The 18,663-nt window shown below is 70.2% G+C and carries 17 protein-coding genes and 1 tRNA gene; 12 read left to right on the top strand and 6 right to left on the bottom strand.

Going from position 1 to position 18,663, the window contains the following annotated elements; all coding sequences use genetic code 11:
• Positions 1–111: 111 nt before the first annotated feature.
• The 5 genes from NRK68_RS10860 to NRK68_RS10840 all read left to right on the top strand — a co-directional run bounded on the left by NRK68_RS10860 (position 112) and on the right by NRK68_RS10840 (position 4,008).
• Positions 112–570: a peroxiredoxin gene (locus tag NRK68_RS10860; RefSeq protein WP_030819487.1), complete on the top strand. Its 459-nt coding sequence runs from the start codon at positions 112–114 to the stop codon at positions 568–570.
• A gap of 139 nt (positions 571–709) precedes the next feature.
• Positions 710–1,285, top strand: a complete 576-nt coding sequence (locus tag NRK68_RS10855) for a TerD family protein (protein WP_030026013.1) — start codon at positions 710–712, stop codon at positions 1,283–1,285.
• A 136-nt stretch (positions 1,286–1,421) separates the two neighbouring features.
• The gene (locus NRK68_RS10850) at positions 1,422–1,997 is read left to right on the top strand and encodes a TerD family protein (protein ID WP_030841252.1); all 576 of its coding nucleotides are present in this window, start codon (positions 1,422–1,424) and stop codon (positions 1,995–1,997) included.
• Between the two features lie 34 nt (positions 1,998–2,031).
• Positions 2,032–3,144: a DUF475 domain-containing protein gene (locus tag NRK68_RS10845; protein ID WP_183065603.1), complete on the top strand. Its 1,113-nt coding sequence runs from the start codon at positions 2,032–2,034 to the stop codon at positions 3,142–3,144.
• 123 nt (positions 3,145–3,267) lie between these two features.
• A complete protein-coding gene (locus NRK68_RS10840) occupies positions 3,268–4,008 on the top strand; it encodes a TerD family protein (RefSeq protein WP_183065214.1) in 741 nt (246 codons plus the stop codon).
• A 55-nt stretch (positions 4,009–4,063) separates the two neighbouring features.
• Here NRK68_RS10840 and NRK68_RS10835 read toward each other — a convergent pair whose 3' ends face one another.
• On the bottom strand, positions 4,064–4,840 hold the full coding sequence (locus tag NRK68_RS10835) for a TerD family protein (protein WP_257855682.1): 777 nt from the start codon (positions 4,838–4,840) through the stop codon (positions 4,064–4,066).
• A 216-nt stretch (positions 4,841–5,056) separates the two neighbouring features.
• Between NRK68_RS10835 and NRK68_RS10830 the strand changes: the two genes are divergently transcribed.
• The 4 genes from NRK68_RS10830 to NRK68_RS10815 are packed head-to-tail and all read left to right on the top strand — an operon-like array spanning position 5,057 to position 10,378.
• Positions 5,057–6,223, top strand: coding sequence for an HpcH/HpaI aldolase/citrate lyase family protein (locus tag NRK68_RS10830; RefSeq protein ID WP_183065212.1), 1,167 nt, complete (start codon positions 5,057–5,059; stop codon positions 6,221–6,223).
• An 8-nt stretch (positions 6,224–6,231) separates the two neighbouring features.
• The gene (locus NRK68_RS10825; protein ID WP_257855681.1) at positions 6,232–8,895 is read left to right on the top strand and encodes a phosphoribosyltransferase; all 2,664 of its coding nucleotides are present in this window, start codon (positions 6,232–6,234) and stop codon (positions 8,893–8,895) included.
• Positions 8,892–9,722 carry an HAD family hydrolase gene (locus NRK68_RS10820; protein ID WP_183065210.1) on the top strand — a complete coding sequence of 277 codons (831 nt, stop codon included), beginning with the start codon at positions 8,892–8,894 and terminating at the stop codon, positions 9,720–9,722. The genes NRK68_RS10825 and NRK68_RS10820 overlap by 4 nt, the downstream gene beginning before the upstream one ends.
• The gene (locus tag NRK68_RS10815; RefSeq protein ID WP_183065209.1) at positions 9,719–10,378 is read left to right on the top strand and encodes an O-methyltransferase; all 660 of its coding nucleotides are present in this window, start codon (positions 9,719–9,721) and stop codon (positions 10,376–10,378) included. The genes NRK68_RS10820 and NRK68_RS10815 overlap by 4 nt, the downstream gene beginning before the upstream one ends.
• Before the next feature lie 92 nt (positions 10,379–10,470).
• On the opposite strand, the gene NRK68_RS10810 is transcribed toward NRK68_RS10815, so the two are convergent.
• The 3 genes from NRK68_RS10810 to NRK68_RS10800 all read right to left on the bottom strand — a co-directional run bounded on the left by NRK68_RS10810 (position 10,471) and on the right by NRK68_RS10800 (position 13,006).
• Complete coding sequence (locus tag NRK68_RS10810) at positions 10,471–10,692, bottom strand: FmdB family zinc ribbon protein (protein WP_183065208.1); 222 nt, start codon at positions 10,690–10,692, stop codon at positions 10,471–10,473.
• Between the two features lie 42 nt (positions 10,693–10,734).
• Positions 10,735–11,298 carry a DUF4383 domain-containing protein gene (locus NRK68_RS10805; RefSeq protein ID WP_183065602.1) on the bottom strand — a complete coding sequence of 188 codons (564 nt, stop codon included), beginning with the start codon at positions 11,296–11,298 and terminating at the stop codon, positions 10,735–10,737.
• 424 nt (positions 11,299–11,722) lie between these two features.
• Positions 11,723–13,006: a coiled-coil domain-containing protein gene (locus NRK68_RS10800; protein WP_257855680.1), complete on the bottom strand. Its 1,284-nt coding sequence runs from the start codon at positions 13,004–13,006 to the stop codon at positions 11,723–11,725.
• A gap of 65 nt (positions 13,007–13,071) precedes the next feature.
• Here NRK68_RS10800 and NRK68_RS10795 point away from each other — a divergent pair.
• Positions 13,072–13,143: transfer RNA gene (locus tag NRK68_RS10795), tRNA-Val, on the top strand.
• Between the two features lie 418 nt (positions 13,144–13,561).
• Positions 13,562–14,383 carry a glycoside hydrolase family 26 protein gene (locus tag NRK68_RS10790; RefSeq protein WP_257855679.1) on the top strand — a complete coding sequence of 274 codons (822 nt, stop codon included), beginning with the start codon at positions 13,562–13,564 and terminating at the stop codon, positions 14,381–14,383.
• Positions 14,384–14,525: 142 nt separating this feature from the next.
• Here NRK68_RS10790 and NRK68_RS10785 read toward each other — a convergent pair whose 3' ends face one another.
• Positions 14,526–15,662, bottom strand: a complete 1,137-nt coding sequence (locus NRK68_RS10785; protein ID WP_257855678.1) for a glycoside hydrolase family 26 protein — start codon at positions 15,660–15,662, stop codon at positions 14,526–14,528.
• Positions 15,655–16,899, bottom strand: coding sequence for a glycosyltransferase family 2 protein (locus NRK68_RS10780; protein WP_257855677.1), 1,245 nt, complete (start codon positions 16,897–16,899; stop codon positions 15,655–15,657). Before NRK68_RS10780 ends, NRK68_RS10785 begins: the two co-directional genes overlap by 8 nt.
• A 432-nt stretch (positions 16,900–17,331) precedes the next feature.
• Between NRK68_RS10780 and NRK68_RS10775 the strand changes: the two genes are divergently transcribed.
• Entirely contained in the window at positions 17,332–18,651 is a 1,320-nt protein-coding gene (locus tag NRK68_RS10775; protein WP_257855676.1) for a UDP-glucose dehydrogenase family protein, read from the top strand.
• Positions 18,652–18,663: the final 12 nt, after the last annotated feature.

Raw genomic sequence — 18,663 nt, 5'->3', positions numbered from 1 at the left:
GTTTCCCGTGATTCGTGTGTTTCGCGGATCCGGGTGGGCCGGGTCAGGATCTAGGCTGTGACTCACCCGAACAGCCCAACGCGGGGATGCGGGAACGAAGGGATGCGAGAGATGGCGATCGAGGTCGGCGACAAGGCCCCGGACTTCGAGCTCAAGGACAACCACGGCGCCACCGTGCGGCTCTCCGACTTCCGGGGGGAAAAGGCCGTGGTGCTGCTCTTCTACCCGTTCGCCTTCACCGGTGTCTGCACCGGCGAGCTGTGCGAGCTGCGCGACCAGCTCCCGCGCTTCCAGAACGACGACGTCCAGCTCCTCGCCGTCTCCAACGACTCCGTGCCGACCCTGCGGGTCTTCGGGGAGCAGGAGGGCCTGGAGTACCCGCTGCTGTCGGACTTCTGGCCGCACGGCGAGACCTCCCGCGCGTACGGCGTCTTCGACGAGGACAAGGGCTGCGCGGTCCGCGGCACCTTCATCATCGACAAGGACGGCGTGGTGCGCTGGACTGTCGTCAACGGACTGCCCGACGCGCGTGACCTGAACGAGTACATCAAGGCGCTCGACAGCCTCTGAGCGCGACTGCGCGGGCCGTTACGCGCAGTTCCCTGCGAAAACCGCTAACCGGCGGGAACCCGTCACTAGGATCGAAACGTTGATCCGGTAGCAACCGCACGACGGGGCACCGCCCCACACAGAACCCAATGGAGGACCCGTGGGAGTCAGCCTCAGCAAGGGCGGCAACGTCTCGCTGACCAAGGCCGCGCCTAACCTGACGGCGGTCATCGTCGGTCTGGGCTGGGACGCTCGCACCACCACCGGTGTCGACTTCGACCTCGACGCCAGCGCGATCCTGACCAACGACCAGGGCAAGGTCGCCAGCGACGCGAACTTCGTCTTCTTCAACAACCTGAAGAGCCCCGACGGTTCGGTCGAGCACACCGGTGACAACACCACCGGTGAGGGCGAGGGCGACGACGAGGCGATCAAGGTCAACCTCGCCGGCGTCCCGGCCGACGTCGCCAAGATCGTCTTCCCGGTCTCGATCTACGAGGCCGAGACCCGCCAGCAGAGCTTCGGCCAGGTCCGCAACGCCTACATCCGCGTGGTGAACCAGGCCGACAACACCGAGCTCGCCCGCTACGACCTCTCCGAGGACGCCTCGACCGAGACCGCCATGGTCTTCGGCGAGCTCTACCGCAACGGCGCCGAGTGGAAGTTCCGGGCCATCGGCCAGGGCTACGCCTCGGGCCTGCGCGGCATCGCGCAGGACTTCGGCGTCAACGTCTGAGTCCGAGAGCAGTTCGTCCGTCCGGCGCCGTGCACTGTGTGTGTACGGCGCCGGACGCGCTTCGCCCGCTGCACGGGCTGCACCGCACCACCGCACCACCGCCACATCGCCACCGTCGTCCGGGGAGGACCACAACATGGGCGTCACACTCGCCAAGGGGGGCAATGTCTCCCTGTCCAAGGCCGCACCGAACCTCACCAGGGTTCTGATCGGTCTCGGATGGGACGCGCGCTCGACCACGGGAGCCGACTTCGACCTCGACGCCAGCGCGCTGCTCTGCAACGGCGGCCGGGTGCTGGGGGACGAGTACTTCGTCTTCTACAACAACCTCAAGAGCCCCGACGGCTCCGTCGAACACACGGGGGACAACCTCACGGGCGAGGGCGACGGCGACGACGAGTCGATCATCATCGACCTCACCAAGGTGCCGGCGAACGTGGACAAGATCGTCTTTCCGGTCTCCATCCATGAGGCGGACAGCCGCCGGCAGAGCTTCGGCCAGGTCAGCAATGCCTTCATCCGGGTGGTCAACCAGGCCGACGGTCAGGAACTGGCCCGCTACGACCTCTCCGAGGACGCCTCCAGCGAGACCGCGATGATCTTCGGCGAGGTCTACCGGTACGGGGGCGAATGGAAGTTCCGTGCAGTGGGACAGGGGTACGCGTCGGGGCTCCGGGGCATCGCTCTAGACTTCGGGGTCAACGTTTCGTAAAGCCGTACACAGACGCATGGGGTGCCAGGTGCCAGTGGTTCTGAAAACCTTCGGCTGGTCGTTCGCCATCACGGCGCTCGGCCTTGCCTTTGCCGCGTGGCAGTGGGGGTGGGAAGCCTTCGGGGTCGTACTGATCCTGTCGATCCTCGAAATCTCCCTGTCGTTCGACAACGCGGTCGTCAATGCCGGAATCCTGAAGAAGATGAATGCCTTCTGGCAGAAGATCTTCCTCACCGTCGGCATCTTGATCGCCGTGTTCGGTATGCGGCTGGTCTTCCCGGTGGCGATCGTCGCCATCAGCGCGAAGGTCGGCCCCATCGAGGCGATCGAGCTGGCACTGGACCAGCCCGAGCAGTACGAGGCCCTGGTCACCGACGCCCACCCGGCCATCGCCGCGTTCGGCGGAATGTTCCTGCTGATGATCTTCCTCGACTTCATCTTCGAGGACCGCGACCACAAGTGGCTCGCCTGGCTGGAGCGCCCGCTGGCCAAGCTCGGCAAGGTCGACATGCTGTCGGTCTGCATCGCCCTGATCGCGCTGCTCGTCTCGGCGATGACCTTCGCCGTCAACGCCCACACCAGCACCGGCCACCAGGACAAGTCCGCCACCGTGCTGCTCGCCGGCGTCGCCGGCCTGATCACCTACCTGATCGTCGGCGGCCTGTCCTCCTACTTCGAGGACAAGCTGGAGGAGGAAGAGGAGCGCGAGCACGAGGAGGAGGAGAAGGCCAAGGCCGCGGGCAAGCCCGTCTCCGCCGTCGGCCTGGCCGGCAAGGCCGCGTTCTTCCTCTTCCTCTACCTCGAGGTCCTCGACGCCTCGTTCTCCTTCGACGGGGTCATCGGCGCCTTCGCCATCACCAACCACATCTTCTGGATGGCGCTCGGCCTCGGTATCGGCGCCATGTACGTCCGTTCGCTCACGGTCTACCTGGTCCGCCAGGGCACCCTGGACGACTACGTCTACCTGGAGCACGGCGCGCACTACGCGATCGGCGCGCTCGCGGTCATCCTGCTGGTCACCATCCAGCACGAGATCAGCGAGATCATCACCGGCCTCATCGGCGTGGTGCTGATCGCGGCCTCCTTCTGGTCCTCGGTGCGCCGCAACAAGCGCCTGGAACTGGAGGGTTCCACCGTCGACGCATGACCGCGCCGTTAATGCGGAACGCTCCATTGCGGGGCGGTCCGCCGGGTTCACGGACCCGGCGGGCCGCCCCGCTTTCCGTAGGCTTCGCGGGGATCAGGGGATCAGGGGACCAGGGGGTAGGGGATGGGATTCTTCGACGGCATCATGGGCAGCCGGGCCGTGCAGTTCCAGTCGGGCAGTGCCTCGTCGAACGCGATCGAGCTGACCAAGCGACAGCCGACGGTGTCGCTCACCAGGCAGGGAGCCGTCCACGGCAATCTGCGCGTCAATCTGTCCTGGCGCATGCGCACCTCGGACATCGGCGGCCGCTCCGGCCAGAGCGGCCAGCTTTTCCGCCACCCGTTCAAGCTGTTCAAGCCGGACATGGTGCAGGCGCACACCCAGGGCATGGTCAACGTCGACCTCGACATGGGCTGCCTGTACGAGCTGACCGACGGCACCCGCGGCGCCGTCCAGCCGCTGGGCAACCTGCTGGGCGACCTCAACGACCCGCCGTTCGTCAAGCTCAGCGGCGACGACCGGTTCGGATCGGGGTCCGGGGAGACCCTCTACATCAACCTCGACCACGCCGACGACATCAAACGGCTGCTGGTCTTCGTCTACATCTACGACCAGACCCCGGCCTTCGACCGGACGCACGCCATGGTGACCCTCTACCCGGTGACGGGCCCGCGGATCGAGATCCCGCTGGACGAGCGGCACCCGCAGGCCCGGTCCTGCGCGGTGGTCTCCCTGGAGAAGGTCAAGGGCGAGCTCGTCGTGAAGCGCGAGGTGAAGTTCGTGTACGGGTTCCAGTCCGAGCTGGACCGCCTGTACGGCTGGGGGCTCCAGTGGGGGCGGGGCTACAAGAGCACCAAGAGGTGACCCCGGAGCCCCGCAGCGCCGGGGGCGCGTCCCGCTCGGCAGTGGACCGGCTCGCTCAGTGGCGGATGAACTGCGGGCCCTGCGCCGGCAGCCGGAAGGACGGGTCGCCGCCCGGACCCGGCACCGGAGCCGGGGACACCGGCTGCGGATACCCGTAGGCGGGCTGGGCGGCCGGCGGGGCCTGCGTCGGCGGGGCCATCGCGGCCGTCCGCTCGGAGGCCCCGCCCGCCGGGCCCGCCGCGGCCGCCGCGGGGCCGGAGGCCACACCCGCCTCGGCCTCGGCGGCGTTCTCGTCGACCGAGATCCCGTGGTCGGTGGCCAGCCCCACCAGCCCGTCGGAGTAGCCCTCGCCGAGCGCCCGGAACTTCCACCCGTCGCCGCGGCGGTACAGCTCGCCGCAGATCAGCGCGGTCTCCGCGCCGGTCTCGGGCCGCACGTCGAAGTAGGCCAGCGGCTCCGAGCCGCCGGTCGCGGTGGCGTCGTACAGCAGGATCCGCAGGTCACGGACCCGCTGGAAGGGGACGTCCTCGGCCGAGGCGACCACCAGGATCCGGTCCACGCTCGGGGTCACCGTGCGCAGGTCCGCCTGGACGGCGTCGGTGATCGCGTCGCCGACCTGCTTCTTGCCGAGGCGCCAGACGGCTCCCGAGGGGTGCCGGGGCTGGTTGTAGAAGACGAAGTCCTCGTCCGAACGCACCCGGCCGTCCGGGCCCACCAGCAGCGCCGAGGCGTCCACGTCCGGCACCTCGGGGCCGCCGGTCCAGCGCAGCACCGCCCGGACCGCCACGGGGGCCACCGGGATGTTCGAGCCCTTCTGCATCGCGTGCGTCATGCACGTCATCCTGCCCTCCCGGGGCGGGGCCGGACAATGCGGCCCCCCGTATGACCCCACAGGGCCTTGACCGATTGCGGTACCGATCGCGCGAGCTGGGCATGGTGCAAGAGGGTTACCTGAACTTCATGTGCTCGAGGAACTCTTGACTCACGTTCGTACGTACTATTACCGGCCATGCCAGTCGGGCCGCCGAGGCAGTACGGGGGATAGCACATGCGTCACTTTGGGCACGTATCGCCCACGGTCCGTAAGGACCTCTTCCACCAGGAACCGGCGGAATTCACCGGAGCCTCGCCCGCCCACGTCCTCGCGGCCGCCCTCGGCGCGACGCTCTACAGCCCCGCCACCCGCCCCGCCCTGGCCGCCGACGTCCGCAAGCAGGCGGGCCGCGGCGTCGTCTCCATGGTCCTCTGCCTGGAGGATTCCATCAGCGACGCCGACGTGACGGGGGCCGAGGAGAACCTCGTCCGCCAGTTCGCCGACCTCGACGGCGACGCCGGCGAGCTCCCACTGCTCTTCATCCGCGTCCGTACGCCCGAGCAGATACCGGACCTGGCGCGCCGCCTGGGCCGCTCCGTACGTCATCTGGCCGGATTCGTACTCCCCAAGTTCGACGAGCGGCGCGGCATCCCCTTCCTCGAAGCCGTCGCCGACGCGGAGGCCGCGACCGGAAAGGCCCGGCTGTATGCCATGCCCGTCCTGGAGACCCCGGAGCTCCTCCACCTCGAAACCCGCGTCGAAGCCCTCGCCGGCATCTCCCGCACGGTCAACAGCCACCGCGAGCGGGTCCTGGCGCTCCGCCTCGGCGTGACCGACTTCTGCTCCGCCTACGGGCTGCGCCGTACCCCCGACATGACCGCCTACGACGTCCAGATCGTCGCCGGCGTCATCGCGGACGTCGTCAACGTCCTCAGCAGGGCCGACGGCACCGGCTTCACCGTGACCGGCCCCGTCTGGGAGTACTTCCGCAGCCAGGAGCGCCTCTTCAAGCCCCAGCTGCGCCGCAGCCCCTTCCTGGAGGAGGGCGTCGAGGAACTGCGCACCGCGCTCATCGAACACGACCTGGACGGGCTGCTCCGCGAGATCGAACTCGACCGGGCCAACGGCCTGCTCGGCAAGACCTGCATCCACCCCGCCCACGTCCCGCCCGTGCACGCCCTGTCGGTCGTCTCCCACGAGGAGTTCTGCGACGCCCAGGACATCCTGAGACCCGAGCGCGGCGGCGGCGGGGTGATGCGCTCTGCTTATACGAACAAAATGAACGAGGTGAAGCCCCACCGGGCCTGGGCCGAGCGCACCATGCTGCGCGCCGAGGTCTTCGGTGTGGCGAAGGAGCAGGTCGGCTTCGTCGACCTGCTCACGGCCGGGCTCCAGGTATGAGCGGGCCCGTGCCGAAGCGGACGACGAGGAAAGGCAAGACGATCGACGAGGTGTGGTCGGGTACCTGGGTCGCGGACCGGCTGGGAGTCGCCCTGCACGACTCCGAAGGGGGCCCGCGGCCCGGACCGCGGCTGAGCCCGCGGCTCACGGACCTGCTCGGACTGGCCCTGCGGCGCAACCCCAAGCGCGCGCACCTGCTGGTCTCGCAGGTCCTGGGCAAGCACGTCCCGCAGTCCCCGCACACGGTGTACGCCGCCGGGTACGGGCTCGGGACACGCGTACGGGCACTGCTCGGCGAGGAGGCCGCCGAGGCGGCCGTGGTCCTCGGCTACGCCGAGACCGCCACCGGGCTCGGCCACTGCGTCGCCGACGGCCTGGGCCCCGCCCCGTACCTGCACTCCACCCGCCGGCCCGTGCCGGGCGTCGCGACCGCCGGCGGCTTCGAGGAGGCGCACTCGCACGCCACCTCCCACCTGCTGCTGCCCGAGGACCCCGCGCTGCTCGCGGGCGACGGGCCGCTGGTCCTCGTCGACGACGAGTTCTCCACCGGCAACACGGTCCTGAACACCATCCGCGACCTGCACGCCCGCCACCCCCGCTCGCGCTACGTGGTCGTCGCCCTCGTCGACATGCGCTCCCCGGCCGACCGCGACCGGCTCACCGCCTTCGCCGCCGAGCTGGGCGCCCGCGTGGACCTGATCGCCCTCGCCTCGGGCACGGTGTCCCTCCCCGACGGGGTCCTGGACAAGGGCCAGGCCCTGGTGGAGCGGCACGAGGCCGAGAGCCGGGCCCCGGTGGAGCAGCACGAGGCCGCCGACGCCGTGCACGTCGCGGCCACGCCCACCGGGACCCCGGAGGTCGTCCGGGTGGACCTGGGCTGGCCGCGGGGGCTGCCCGACGGCGGCCGCCACGGCTTCACCCCCGCGCACCGGCAGCGCCTGGAAGCCGCCCTGCCGGACCTCGCCGCCCGGCTCACGGCCGCCCTCGGCACCGACCCCGGACGGCTCCTCGTACTCGGCAACGAGGAACTGATGTACGCGCCGCTGCGCCTCGCCAAGGCTCTGGAGGAGACCGGCGCGGCCCGCGAGGTCCGCTTCTCCACCACCACCCGCTCCCCGGTCCTCGCCGTGGACGACCCCGGCTACGCCATCCGCACCCGGCTCGTCTTCCCGGCCCACGACACCCCCGCCGACGGCCCCGGCGACCGCTACGCCTACAACGTCGCCCGCCCCGCGCACGGCGCCGGCTTCGACACCGTCGTCGCCGTCGTGGACTCGGCCGGCGACACCCCCGAACTGCACACCGGGCTCCTCGCGGCCCTCGCCCCGCACACCGGCCGCCTCGTCCTGGCCGTCGTCCCGTCCTACATACCGCCCCGGGCGTCCGCACCGACCGCAGCCCCCGTGGCGGCCGTACCGTCCGTACCCGCCGTGGCGTCCGTACCCCCCGTGGCGGCCGTACCCCCCGTGGTGTCCGCACCCCCCGTACTTTCCGTGGCATCCCGTACGTCCCACCACCGGCAGGAGCCGACCATGTCCGAGCCCCTGCGCGGCCCCGCCTTCTCCTCCTACGCCCCCGAGGACGTCGGCTGGCTGCTCCAGGACCTCTCCGGCGTCCGGCTCGAAGCCCCGACCGAGGAGCGCGAGGAGGCCATCCAGGCCGGCGGCGCGCACTACGCCGAGTCCCTGCCCGTCGAGTACCAGCCCTCGCCCCAGTACCAGGAGCTCTACCGCAGCGCGCTGACCGCCTCGGCCGCCCGCGTCGCCCGCGCCGTCGGCACGGTCACCGAGACCGTCCTCGCCGAACGCTCCCCCTCCCCGGTCCTGGTCTCCCTGGCCCGCGCCGGCACCCCCGTCGGCGTGCTGATGCGCCGCTGGGCCCGCGCCCGGCACGGCCTGGACCTCCCGCACTACGCCGTCTCCATCGTGCGCGGCCGCGGCATCGACGCCAACGCCCTGCGCTGGCTGGCCGCTCACCACGACCCCGCCGACGTCGTCTTCGTCGACGGCTGGACCGGCAAGGGCGCCATCACCCGCGAGCTGAAGGCCGCCCTGCGGGAGTTCCCCGGCTTCGACCCGGAGATCGTCGTCCTCGCCGACCCCGGCTCGTGCGTGCCCACCTACGGCACCCGCGAGGACTTCCTGATCCCCTCCGCCTGTCTCAATTCCACCGTGTCCGGACTCATCTCGCGTACGGTTCTCAGGTCCGACCTCGTCGGACCCGCCGACTTCCACGGCGCGAAGTTCTACCGCGAGCTCGCCGGAGCCGACGTCTCCGTCGAATTCGTCGACGCCGTCGCAGCCCACTTCGACACGGTGGCGGACGCCGTCGACGAGGAGGTCAAGGAACTCCTCGCGGCCGACCGCACTCCCACCTGGGAGGGCTGGGCGGCCGTCGAGCGGATCAGCGAGGAGTACGGCATCCACGACGTGAACCTCGTCAAGCCCGGCGTCGGCGAGACCACCCGCGTCCTGCTGCGCCGGGTGCCGTGGAAAATCCTGGCGCAGCGCGGCGCCGGGGCCGATCTGGACCACGTACGGCTGCTCGCCGAGCAGCGCGGCGTCCCGGTGGAAGAGGTCGACGGACTGCCCTACACCTGCGTCGGGCTCATCCACCCCCGATTCACGCGCGGCGCCACCGGCGCCGACGGAAAGGCTGTGGCCTCCAAGTGACTGTCCTCGTAGCCAGTGACCTCGACCGTACGCTCATCTACTCGACGGCCGCACTCGCTCTGACCATGCCCGACCCGGTCGCCCCGCGGCTGCTGTGCGTCGAGGTCCACGAGAGCAAGCCGCTGTCCTACATGACGGAGACGGCCGCGGCCCTGCTGGCGGAGCTCACCGAGGACCCGTCCGTCGTCTTCGTCCCCACCACCACCCGCACGCGCAAGCAGTACCAGCGCATCCGCTTCCCCGGCCGCCCCGCCCGGTACGCGATCTGCGCCAACGGCGGTCAGCTCCTCGTCGACGGCGTACCGGACCGCGACTGGCGGCGGCAGGTCGCGGCCCGCCTCGCCGAGGAGTGCGCCCCGCTGGAGGAGGTCCACGACCACCTGCTGGCCACCGCCGACCCGGCGTGGCTGCGCAAGGCCCGGGTCGCGGAGGACCTCTTCGCCTACCTCGTCGTCGAGCGGGCCCTGGTTCCCGACGAATGGCTCAAGGCCCTGGCGGAGTGGGCCGGGGCCCGCGGCTGGACCGTCTCCCTCCAGGGCCGGAAGATCTACGCCGTGCCGCGCCCGCTCACCAAGAGCGCGGCGCTGCACGAGGTCGCCCGCCGGACCGGAGCGACCACGACCCTGGCCGCCGGCGACTCACTGCTCGACGCCGACCTGCTGCTGGCCGCCGACGCCGGCTGGCGCCCCGGCCACGGCGAACTGGCCGACGCGCGGTGGACCGCGCCCACGGTGACGGCCCTCGCCGAGGCCGGTGTCCTGGCGGGCGAGGAAATTGTGCGGGCATTCACCCGCGAGGCCGGGCGGCTCGGCAGACTGGACGCATGAGCAAAGGCAACAGCACGAAGATCACGGACGAGCTGTACCAGTACATGCTCGACCACAACCCCCCGCTGGACGCCGTCCAGCGGGGGCTCGTGGCGAGGACGTACGCCAAGTTCCCCGACGTCGCCGGGATGCAGTCCGCGGAGGAACAGGGGCCGCTGCTGGCCTTCCTCGTCCGCCTGACCGGCGCCCGCCACATCGTCGAGGTCGGCACCTTCACCGGCTTCTCGGCCCTGTCGATGGCCCAGGCACTGCCGCCCGACGGGCGCCTCATCGCCTGCGACGTCTCCGAGGAGTGGACGGCGTACGGCAGGGAGGCGTGGGAGGAGGCCGGCGTCGCGGACCGCATCGAGCTGCGCATCGCGCCGGCCCTGGAGACCCTGCGCGCCATGCCCGCCGAGCCCCACATCGACATGGCCTACGTGGACGCCGACAAGGAGAGCCAGATCTCCTACTGGGAGGAGCTCGTCCCGAGGCTCCGCCCCGGCGGACTGATCGTCACGGACAACACGCTGTTCCACGGCACGGTCCTCGACGCATCGGCCACCGGCTCGGCGGCGGGCGTGCGCGCCTTCAACGACCACGTCACGGCGGACCCGCGCATGGACTCCGTCCTGCTGGCGATCTCGGACGGCCTGACGCTCTCGCGCAAGCGGTAGCGGGGGCAGCGCGGGCGGCGGCAGACGGCGGCAGGCGGCAGCGGACGGGCGGGCGGCGGGCGGCGGGCGGCGGCGGGCGGCGGCCTCGGGGGTCAGCCGCAGCCGCCGCCCCCGCAGCAGCCGCCGCCTCCGCCGCCCATGGGACGGGCGGGCGCGGGAGCGCTGCTCGACCCGCCCACGGCGACCGCGGACAGCAGCTTGACGGTGTCGGCGTGCCCGGCCGGGCAGTCGGCGGGGGCGGAGGACTCGGCCATGGGGCGGCTCACCTCGAAGGTGTCGTCGCAGGTCCGGCAGCGGTATTCATAACGAGGCATGCGCACAGGCTAAGCGCGTCCGCCGCCCCCGCGCTACGGCTCTCAGACGGTGTCGGGCCGCGCGAGCCGCCTCTGCGCCATGCGTGCCCGGTCCTCCCGGGCCGCCTGCTCGGGGTGGCGGGCACGCCAGTACGGATTGTCGTGCGGCAGCGCGCTGCCCACCCGCCCGTACATCCCGAACCACATCAGCATCACGCCGACGACGAAGCTGAACAGCACGTTCTGGATCTTGAAGGCCAGGAAGTTCAGCCCGGTGTCCAGCAGCGCGAGGTTCACGAAGCCGCTCGCGATGAACAGCACGCCCAGCACGATGTTCAGTGTCGAGGCGAAGGTCCCGCCCACCACCATCCCAACGATGAGCAGCCCGCCGATGCAGATCGACAGGACGCTCAGCGCGCCGTTGGTGTTCAGCGCGAGCACCGTGTCGCCGCCCGTGTCGAAGAACCCGATCCGGTCGATCAGGCCCAGGATCCCGAAGACCACCAGGAGCAGACCGGTCAGCCCCGCCCCGACCCGGTACACCTGGCTGAGCTTGTGATCGATGGGCAGGTGCTCGTCGAGCCGCGCGTTGACGGGGTGCAGGGCCCGCCGCACGCGCCGCGCCACCCAGTGCGGATCCTGCGGCACGACCGGCCCGTACGGCTCGTGGGCCACGTAGGGCGCGTAGTGCTCGTGGGGCTCGGTGCACCCGTACGCCGCGTGGGGCGCGTACGGCGCATGGGGCGCGTGGGGCGCGTGGGGCGCGTGGGGCGCGTGGGGCACCGGGGGCACCTGGGACGCACGCGGCTTGTGGAAGGTATGGGCAGCCATGGAGGCCTCCTCTGCTCCGTCCCGTACCCCCAGCATCCGCCGCCCACCACCCCACGACAACCAGTACGAGGGCGGGGTGCGGGCCGGGGCCGGGGGAGCGGCGGCGGCTGGAGGAGGCAGTGCGCCCTGAAGCCCTGAAGGAGGACGGACCGGCGGGAGCGGGCGATGCCTCGGGGGTGTCCGGCGGATCAGGGCCGGGGCGCCGATCCGCCGGACACCCCTAGGCGTGGCCGCGCTCCTCCCGGATTCCGGTCACCACCCGGTTCACCGAGGCCCGTACGGCCTCCATCTCCTGCAGGAACGCCCAGTAGTCCGGGTGCCGCCCCTCCAGCCCCTCCAGCGCCCGGCCCACCCGGGCCACCGCATCGTCCAGCGGCCGCGCATGCCGCGGATCCGGCACACTGCGGCCGGCCATCGCCAGCCGCTGCGCGTCCCGGATCGCGAAGCGGGTCCGGTCCACCTCCGCCTGCGGATCCCGCGCCACCGCCTCCAGCCGCGTCAGCCGGTCCTGCGCAGCCGACACCGCCTCGTCCGTCGCGTCCAGCGCACCGCGGACCGCCTCGATCAGCGTCCCCACGTCCGCCCAGCGCTGCTCGTCCCGGGCCCGGCCCGCCTCCCGCAACTGCTCCTCGGCCCGTGCCACGTCCCGTACCGCCTGGTCCGGCACGTGCTGCAGGTCCTGCCAGCACGCCGCACTGAACCGCCGCCGCAGCTCGCTCAGCACCGGATCCACCCGGTCCGCCCGGTTGCGCAACGCCTGCGCCCGCGTCCGCAGGCTCACCAGCCGCCGGTCGATCTCCGCCGCCCGCTCCGGCAGCCGCGCCGCCTCGGCCCGTATGGCCTCCGCGTCGCGCAGGATCCGGTCCGCCCGCTGCACCGTCTCCTGCACCCCGTGCCGGGCCGCGCCCTGGTTCAGCTTGGTCAGCTCCGGCCCCAGCGCCGCCAGCCGCGCCGCCAGGTCGTCCGCCCGCATCCCCTTGGCCCGTACGGCGTCCAGCGCGTCGCTGGCCCCGATCAGCGCGGCCCTGGCCCGCTCCCGGGCCGGCGCGACCCGCGCGAGCTGCGTCTCGGCCTTGTCCAGCAGCGGCTGCAGGCCCTGCGCGAACCGCTCCAGCTCCTCCTTGACCCGCACCAGTTCATCGCGGGCGCGGGTCAGCTCGTCCCGCGCCCGCGTGGCCGCCGAGGCATCCAACTCCGCCCGGTCCAGGTCGTGCGCGTCGACCGCCTCGATGTAGACGTGGCTGACCTGATCGATGCGCTGCCCGAGCGCGGCGAACCCCTCGGTCGCCTGCCGCGCCGCGGGCGAACCGTCCGCCGCTGCGATGGTCTCGATCGAGATCCGCAGATCCCGCTGCGCCGTGTCCAGCTCGTAGAACGCGGCCGCGGCGGCGTCCTTGGCCGCCTGCGCATCCGCCCGCCGACTCTCGTCCCGCCCACCGAACCACCGCCGGGATGCCGTCGTCACAGTCCCTCTCCCGTAGGTGTCCGCCATGCCCCGGTCCATTCTCTCCCACGGGAACCGGTTTGCGTGGGGGGCCTGCCCGCCATGTAGGCTGTCCACTCATCCACGGGTGCGTAGCTCAGGGGTAGAGCGCTGCTCTTACAAAGCAGATGTCGGCGGTTCGAAACCGTCCGCGCCCACCGTGCTTGACCAGGCATTTCTTGATGACGGGCTTCCGGGAGACTTTCCGGGAGCCCGTTTTGTTCACCGGGTGGCCTTGCCGGTCGGCATTCTGCGCCCACCAGGTAAGTTGCCCGTGTGTCCACCTGTGTCAGAGCCGCCTTCGCCGGCCCCGCGGCCGTCCGGTCGAGCCGCCGGGTGTTTCCGGCGGTGCTGCTGGCCATGTCGGCGGTACTGACGGGCTGTTCCGGCGCGGGAGCTCCCGATCGCGCGGCCGGGAGCTCGGCTGCGCGTGACAGTCTTCCGGAGCAGAGCACGGCCCCTCCCGGCCCGACCGCGCCGGCCGTCTCTCCGGCTGCTCAGCGACTGATCCCGGTGCGGGGCAGGTACTTCGGCGTCAGCGCGCTCGAGACGCCGTGGTCGCCCCAGGAGACGGACATGGTGGCGCAGCGGGCGGGTGCGCGACCGAACCTGCTGGAGTACTTCGCGAAGTGGACCGAGGACTATCGCCGGGACGCCGTCGACGCGGCGTACCAGCAGGGCGCTGTCCCGCTGCTGACGTGGGAGCCCTGGGGCTCGGGCGCGGCGGGGACCGAGCAGCCGGAGTACGCGCTGGCGGAGATTTCCAACGGTCGCCACGACGCCTACATCAGGCGCTTCGCCCACGACGTGAAGGCACACGGCCGGCCGGTGATCCTGCGGTTCGCGCACGAGATGAACGGCACGTGGTTCCCGTGGGCGGAGCAGCGCAACGGCAACAGCGCCGGCGAGTACGTGGAGGCCTGGCGCCACGTCCACGACATCTTCACCGAGGCCGGCGTGCGCAACGTGGCCTGGCAGTGGAGCCCGAACATTCTGCGCACGGTGGAGAAGGTCCGGCTGCAGCCGTTGTACCCCGGCGACAAGTACGTCGACATCATCGGCCTGAGCGGCTACCGCAAGCACGAGATGCGGGCCGCGGACGTCTTCGAACCGGCGCTCAGGGAGATGCGGGCGTTCACCCGGAGGCCTGCCCTGATCGCGGAGACGGGCGCTCGGCCCGGCGACGACAAGGCCCTGTGGATCGCGGACTTCTTCACCTGGCTGCGGGGGCGCCCCGACGTGATCGGCTTCGTGTGGTTCGAGCGGAGCATCGAGCAGGGGGGCAAGCAGGACTGGCGGTTCGCGGAGACCGCCGAGACGCAGAACGCCTTTCGCCAGGGGCTCGCCGACCTGGACCTCGCGGACGCTCCGGGCGGCGAGCCGGTTCTGTCGGGCTGAGCGTCCGGTCTGATCGCCGGGGCGCGCGAAGCCGCTCGGCCAGGCGCGGAAACCGGGTCCGAGGCCGTCTCCCTCGCAGGCGAGGGAGACGACGGCCCGAAGCCCCCCGCGGCTGCCGGTACTCGGGCCGGTGGAGAGAGAGTCAGCCGGACTGCCGGGCGGTCGACACGAGGTCGATTCCGCTGAGTCCTGTCCTGAAGGACTGGGTCGTCGCCGGGTCGGTGGAGAAGCGCCAGTCGGCGCCGCCGCCTTCGTTTTCACTGCGCTCGAACCAGATGAACCCGATGACGTCCGGCACCTTGTCGAGCCAGGTGAAGAAGTCCGCGGTCCAGGGTGCCTTGAGGGGGCCCGGCCGGGCCCCGGTCTCGGTGATGAGCACCGGGTGGGCGGCGAACTTGCGCAGGGCTTCCAGGGTGGGGTCGAACACCTGGGCGGCATTCTTCTCCTCGGCCGCGTAGCCCACCAGACCGACCCAGTCGACGTACTCCTTACCCGGGTACAGGGCCTGAAGGCTCACCTTCGGTACGGGGCGCAGGATGTTCGGACTCCACACCCAGATGACGTTCTCCGCTCCGGCGGCCTCGAAGAGCTGGTGGATGTGCTGCCACGCCTTGACGTAGTCACCCGGCTTGTTGCCGCTGCGCTGCTCGGACCAGGGGTACCAGTTGCCGTTCATCTCATGGGCGAAGCGCAGGGCGACGGGCCACTTGTGATCACCGATGCCCTTGGCGAAACGACTGATGTACGCATCGTGCTCGCCCGCCGCGATGGACGCCAGGGAGTACGCGGGCTGGTCCAGCCCTGCCTTGGGCCCCGCCCAGGGTTCCCAGGAGAGCACGGGCAGCATGCCCTGCCGGTAGGAGGCGTCGACCGCCTCCGGCTCGAAGTCCTCCGTCCACTTGACGAAGTACTCGACCATGGTGGGGCGGGTGCCGGCTGCGGTGGCCACCTTGTCGATCTCCGAGCTGGACCACGGTGCTTCGAAGGTGCTGACGCCGAAGTGCTTGCCCTTCGGCGCGAGGAAGTCCGCGCGATTGGGTATCGGCTTGTCGGTTGAGCCCGGCTTGAGTCGTTCGGTGATGCCCGGCTTGTCCTCCTGCTGTCCGAAACCCGCGAAGGCGGGCGTCGCGTTGGACTGCACCAGCAGGTACACGCCGTAGCTGAGCCCGCAGAGCAGCACCAGGTTGAAGGCCATCCACAGGCGAAGCCGGATGCCGGTACCGCGGTTCCACCAGCGCAGGCGCCTGCGGCGCCGACTCTTGGCCCTGGCCCTAGACACTCATCATCACCGATCCGAACAGCAGGGCTCCGCCGAGGAGGTAGGGGATGACGACCAAGGGGCTGCGGGCGCTCTCACCGGCGAAGCTGTCGGCGCGTGTGCCCCAGCTCGCGTTGTGAGCCATACGGAAGAACCCCAGCAGGCGTACGGGCAGCAGGAGGAACGTGTTGATCAGCATGAAGACCGGGAGGAAGAACATGTCCTGAGGGCGGTAGGCGAAGTGCCTGCCGAACCTGACCGCCATGGAGAGGATGGACATGACGGCGGCGAGGGCCAGGATGAACAGCAGTGCGTGCCAGGGCACTTCGGGCAGGGGCAGCTCATTGTAGATTCCGGGCTTGTCCCGCTGGAAGGCGGAGACGCCCCACGAAGCGAACGTGCCGAGCAGGACGAACGGGACGAGGATGTCCGCCATGTAGAAGAGCCACAGGATCTTGGCGTGCCGCAGCATCCACCAGAACATGCGCATCGTGTTGTACTGCGAGCCGCGCGCCCAGCGGTACTGCTGCTTCGCCAGCTTCTTCAGTTCCAGGGGGGCGTCCGTGTACACGAGGGACGTGGACTGGTAGACGCACTTGTAGCCGGCCTTGAGCGTGTAGTTCGTCAGGGTCCGGTCGTCGCTCACCTCGAGGAAGACGCCCAGGAACTTCTCGCTCAGGAAGTCTTCCATGCATCTGTCGAGTATGTGCTTGCGGAACGCGATGGTGCGGCCGGGCAGGCAGCCGACGGTGCCCACGACGCTCATGGCGGGCAGCGAGTACTGGCACCGGACGCTCTCCAGCCAGTCCGCCCAGCGGGTCAGGACCGAACGGCCGGGGTCCAGGATGCGCTGGCGGGTGGTGACGCCGCCGACCTTGCGCTGGCGGAACGGCTTGATCAGCTCGGTCAGGGTGTCCTTGGTCCAGATGGTGTCCGAGTCGACGAGCACCGCGATCTCACCCGTGGCGTGTTCCAGGCCGACGCGCAGGGCATTGCGCTTGCCGGGGATCTCGGTCCACAGCCACATCACACCGACGTCGTCGCAGATCCGTTCGAGCTCGGGATTCCGTCGACCGTTGATCACGACGATGATCTCCGTCGGCCGCTGGTCGATGATGCGCCGGAGAACGGACCTGAACAGGTCCTCCGGCTCGTCGACCACCGGGATGATGACGGAAGTGGAGGCGTCGTAGGACCGGGTCCAGGGCTTGTAGCGGCGGGCCAGGAAGATGCGAAGCACCCAGAGTGCCCAGATCATCGTCATGAAAACGGCGAACGGGTAGACGCTCCCGTGATTCCACCATTCTCTGATCTCAAGCAGAAACGCGAGCATGTGCCATCCTCGGAACCGGGCTGTCAGGCGCAGGGCGCGTGACCGCACGTGTCCCGTCTGTGTGTAGAAAAAGTGAAGAGATTGCGACGGCTCTGGCGAGCGGGTTTTCTGGACTCGGTCAAGCTATGGGAGCTAACGAGCCTCGAAACTGTCTCAATTCGGTCATTACGGCTCAATGGTCTCGCCTGCGAGTCCTAATCGTTCCAGGACTGATGTCGAAAAGATGCCCGATCCGTTACAACCCTTCTGGGTCGCCACTGTGGGTCGTCTGGTGAATTCGTGCGTGTTCTGCGGGTTTAAGGTGTTGATCCGAACAGTGAAACAACCGCACACAGGGCGGCTGACCGAGGGGGCCGCATGCCTTTCCGCGTCACAGTAATAGGCACCGGCTACCTCGGTGCCACGCATGCGGCCTGCATGGCCGAGATCGGACACGAGGTGCTCGGGGTCGATGTCGACGCCGAGCGGGTCGCCGCGTTGCAGGCCGGCCGGGCGCCCTTCTACGAGCCCGGTCTGGAGGCTCTCCTCGCCAAGCATGTGGCCGACGGCCGCCTGCGGTTCACCACGTCCTACGAGGAAGCGGCCGCATTCGGCGACGTGCACTTCTCCTGCGTGGGAACACCCCAGGTCGAGAACGGCTATGCCGCGGACGTGCGCTACGTCGACGCGGTGATCGAGCAGCTCGCGCCCCACCTGAAGCGGCCGTGCCTGGTGGTGGGCAAGTCGACCGTGCCGGTGGGTACGGCCTCTCGCCTCGCCGATCGGCTGACCGAACTCGCGCCGGTCGGCGAACTCGCCGAGCTGGCCTGGAACCCGGAGTTCCTGCGCGAAGGCTTCGCGATCGAGGACACCCTGAGTCCCGACCGGCTGGTCTTCGGGGTACGGTCCGACGCGTCACGGGCGACCCTCGAGGAGCTCTACCGGCCCGTGACCGACAAGGGGACGCCGGTCGTCGTCACCGACTTCCCGACCGCAGAGCTGGTCAAGACGTCCGCCAACGCCTTCCTGGCCACCAAGATTTCCTTCATCAACGCCATGGCGGAGGTCTGTGAGGCCGGCGGAGCCGACGTCGGCAAGCTTGCCGAGGCGCTCTCCCACGACGAACGCATCGGCGGCCGGTTCTTGCGCCCCGGTGTCGGATTCGGCGGGGGCTGCCTGCCCAAGGACATCCGCGCATTCATGGCCCGGGCCGGAGAGCTCGGTGTCGATCAGGCACTCACCTTCCTCCGGGAGGTGGACTCCATCAACATGCGCCGCCGCACGCGTACCGTCGAACTGGCGCGGGAACAGTGCGACGGGCAGTTCCTGGGCCGCAGGATTGCCGTGCTCGGCGCAGCGTTCAAGCCCGACTCCGACGATGTGAGGGACTCACCCGCACTCAACGTGGCGGGCCGGATCCAGCTGATGGGGGGTGACGTCACGGTCTACGACCCCAAGGCCATGGACAACGCGCGCAAGTCCTTCCCGACCCTCGGCTATGCCCTGAGCCCGGAGGACGCCCTCCAGGGGGCGCATCTCGTCCTTCTGCTGACCGAATGGGAAGAGTTCCGCAACCTGAATCCGGAGAGGCTTCGCGATGTGGTCGCCGTACCACGGGTCGTCGACGCCCGCGGAGCACTGGATCCCGCGCAGTGGCGTCGGGCCGGATGGACCTATCGGGCACTCGGCCGGCCGTGAAACACCCCGCGT

It is taken from the genome of Streptomyces yangpuensis, from assembly GCF_024666385.1.
GTDB lineage: Bacteria > Actinomycetota > Actinomycetes > Streptomycetales > Streptomycetaceae > Streptomyces > Streptomyces yangpuensis.
Note: the sequence above shows the minus strand (reverse complement) of the source record. Positions and strands in the feature narration are given on the sequence as shown.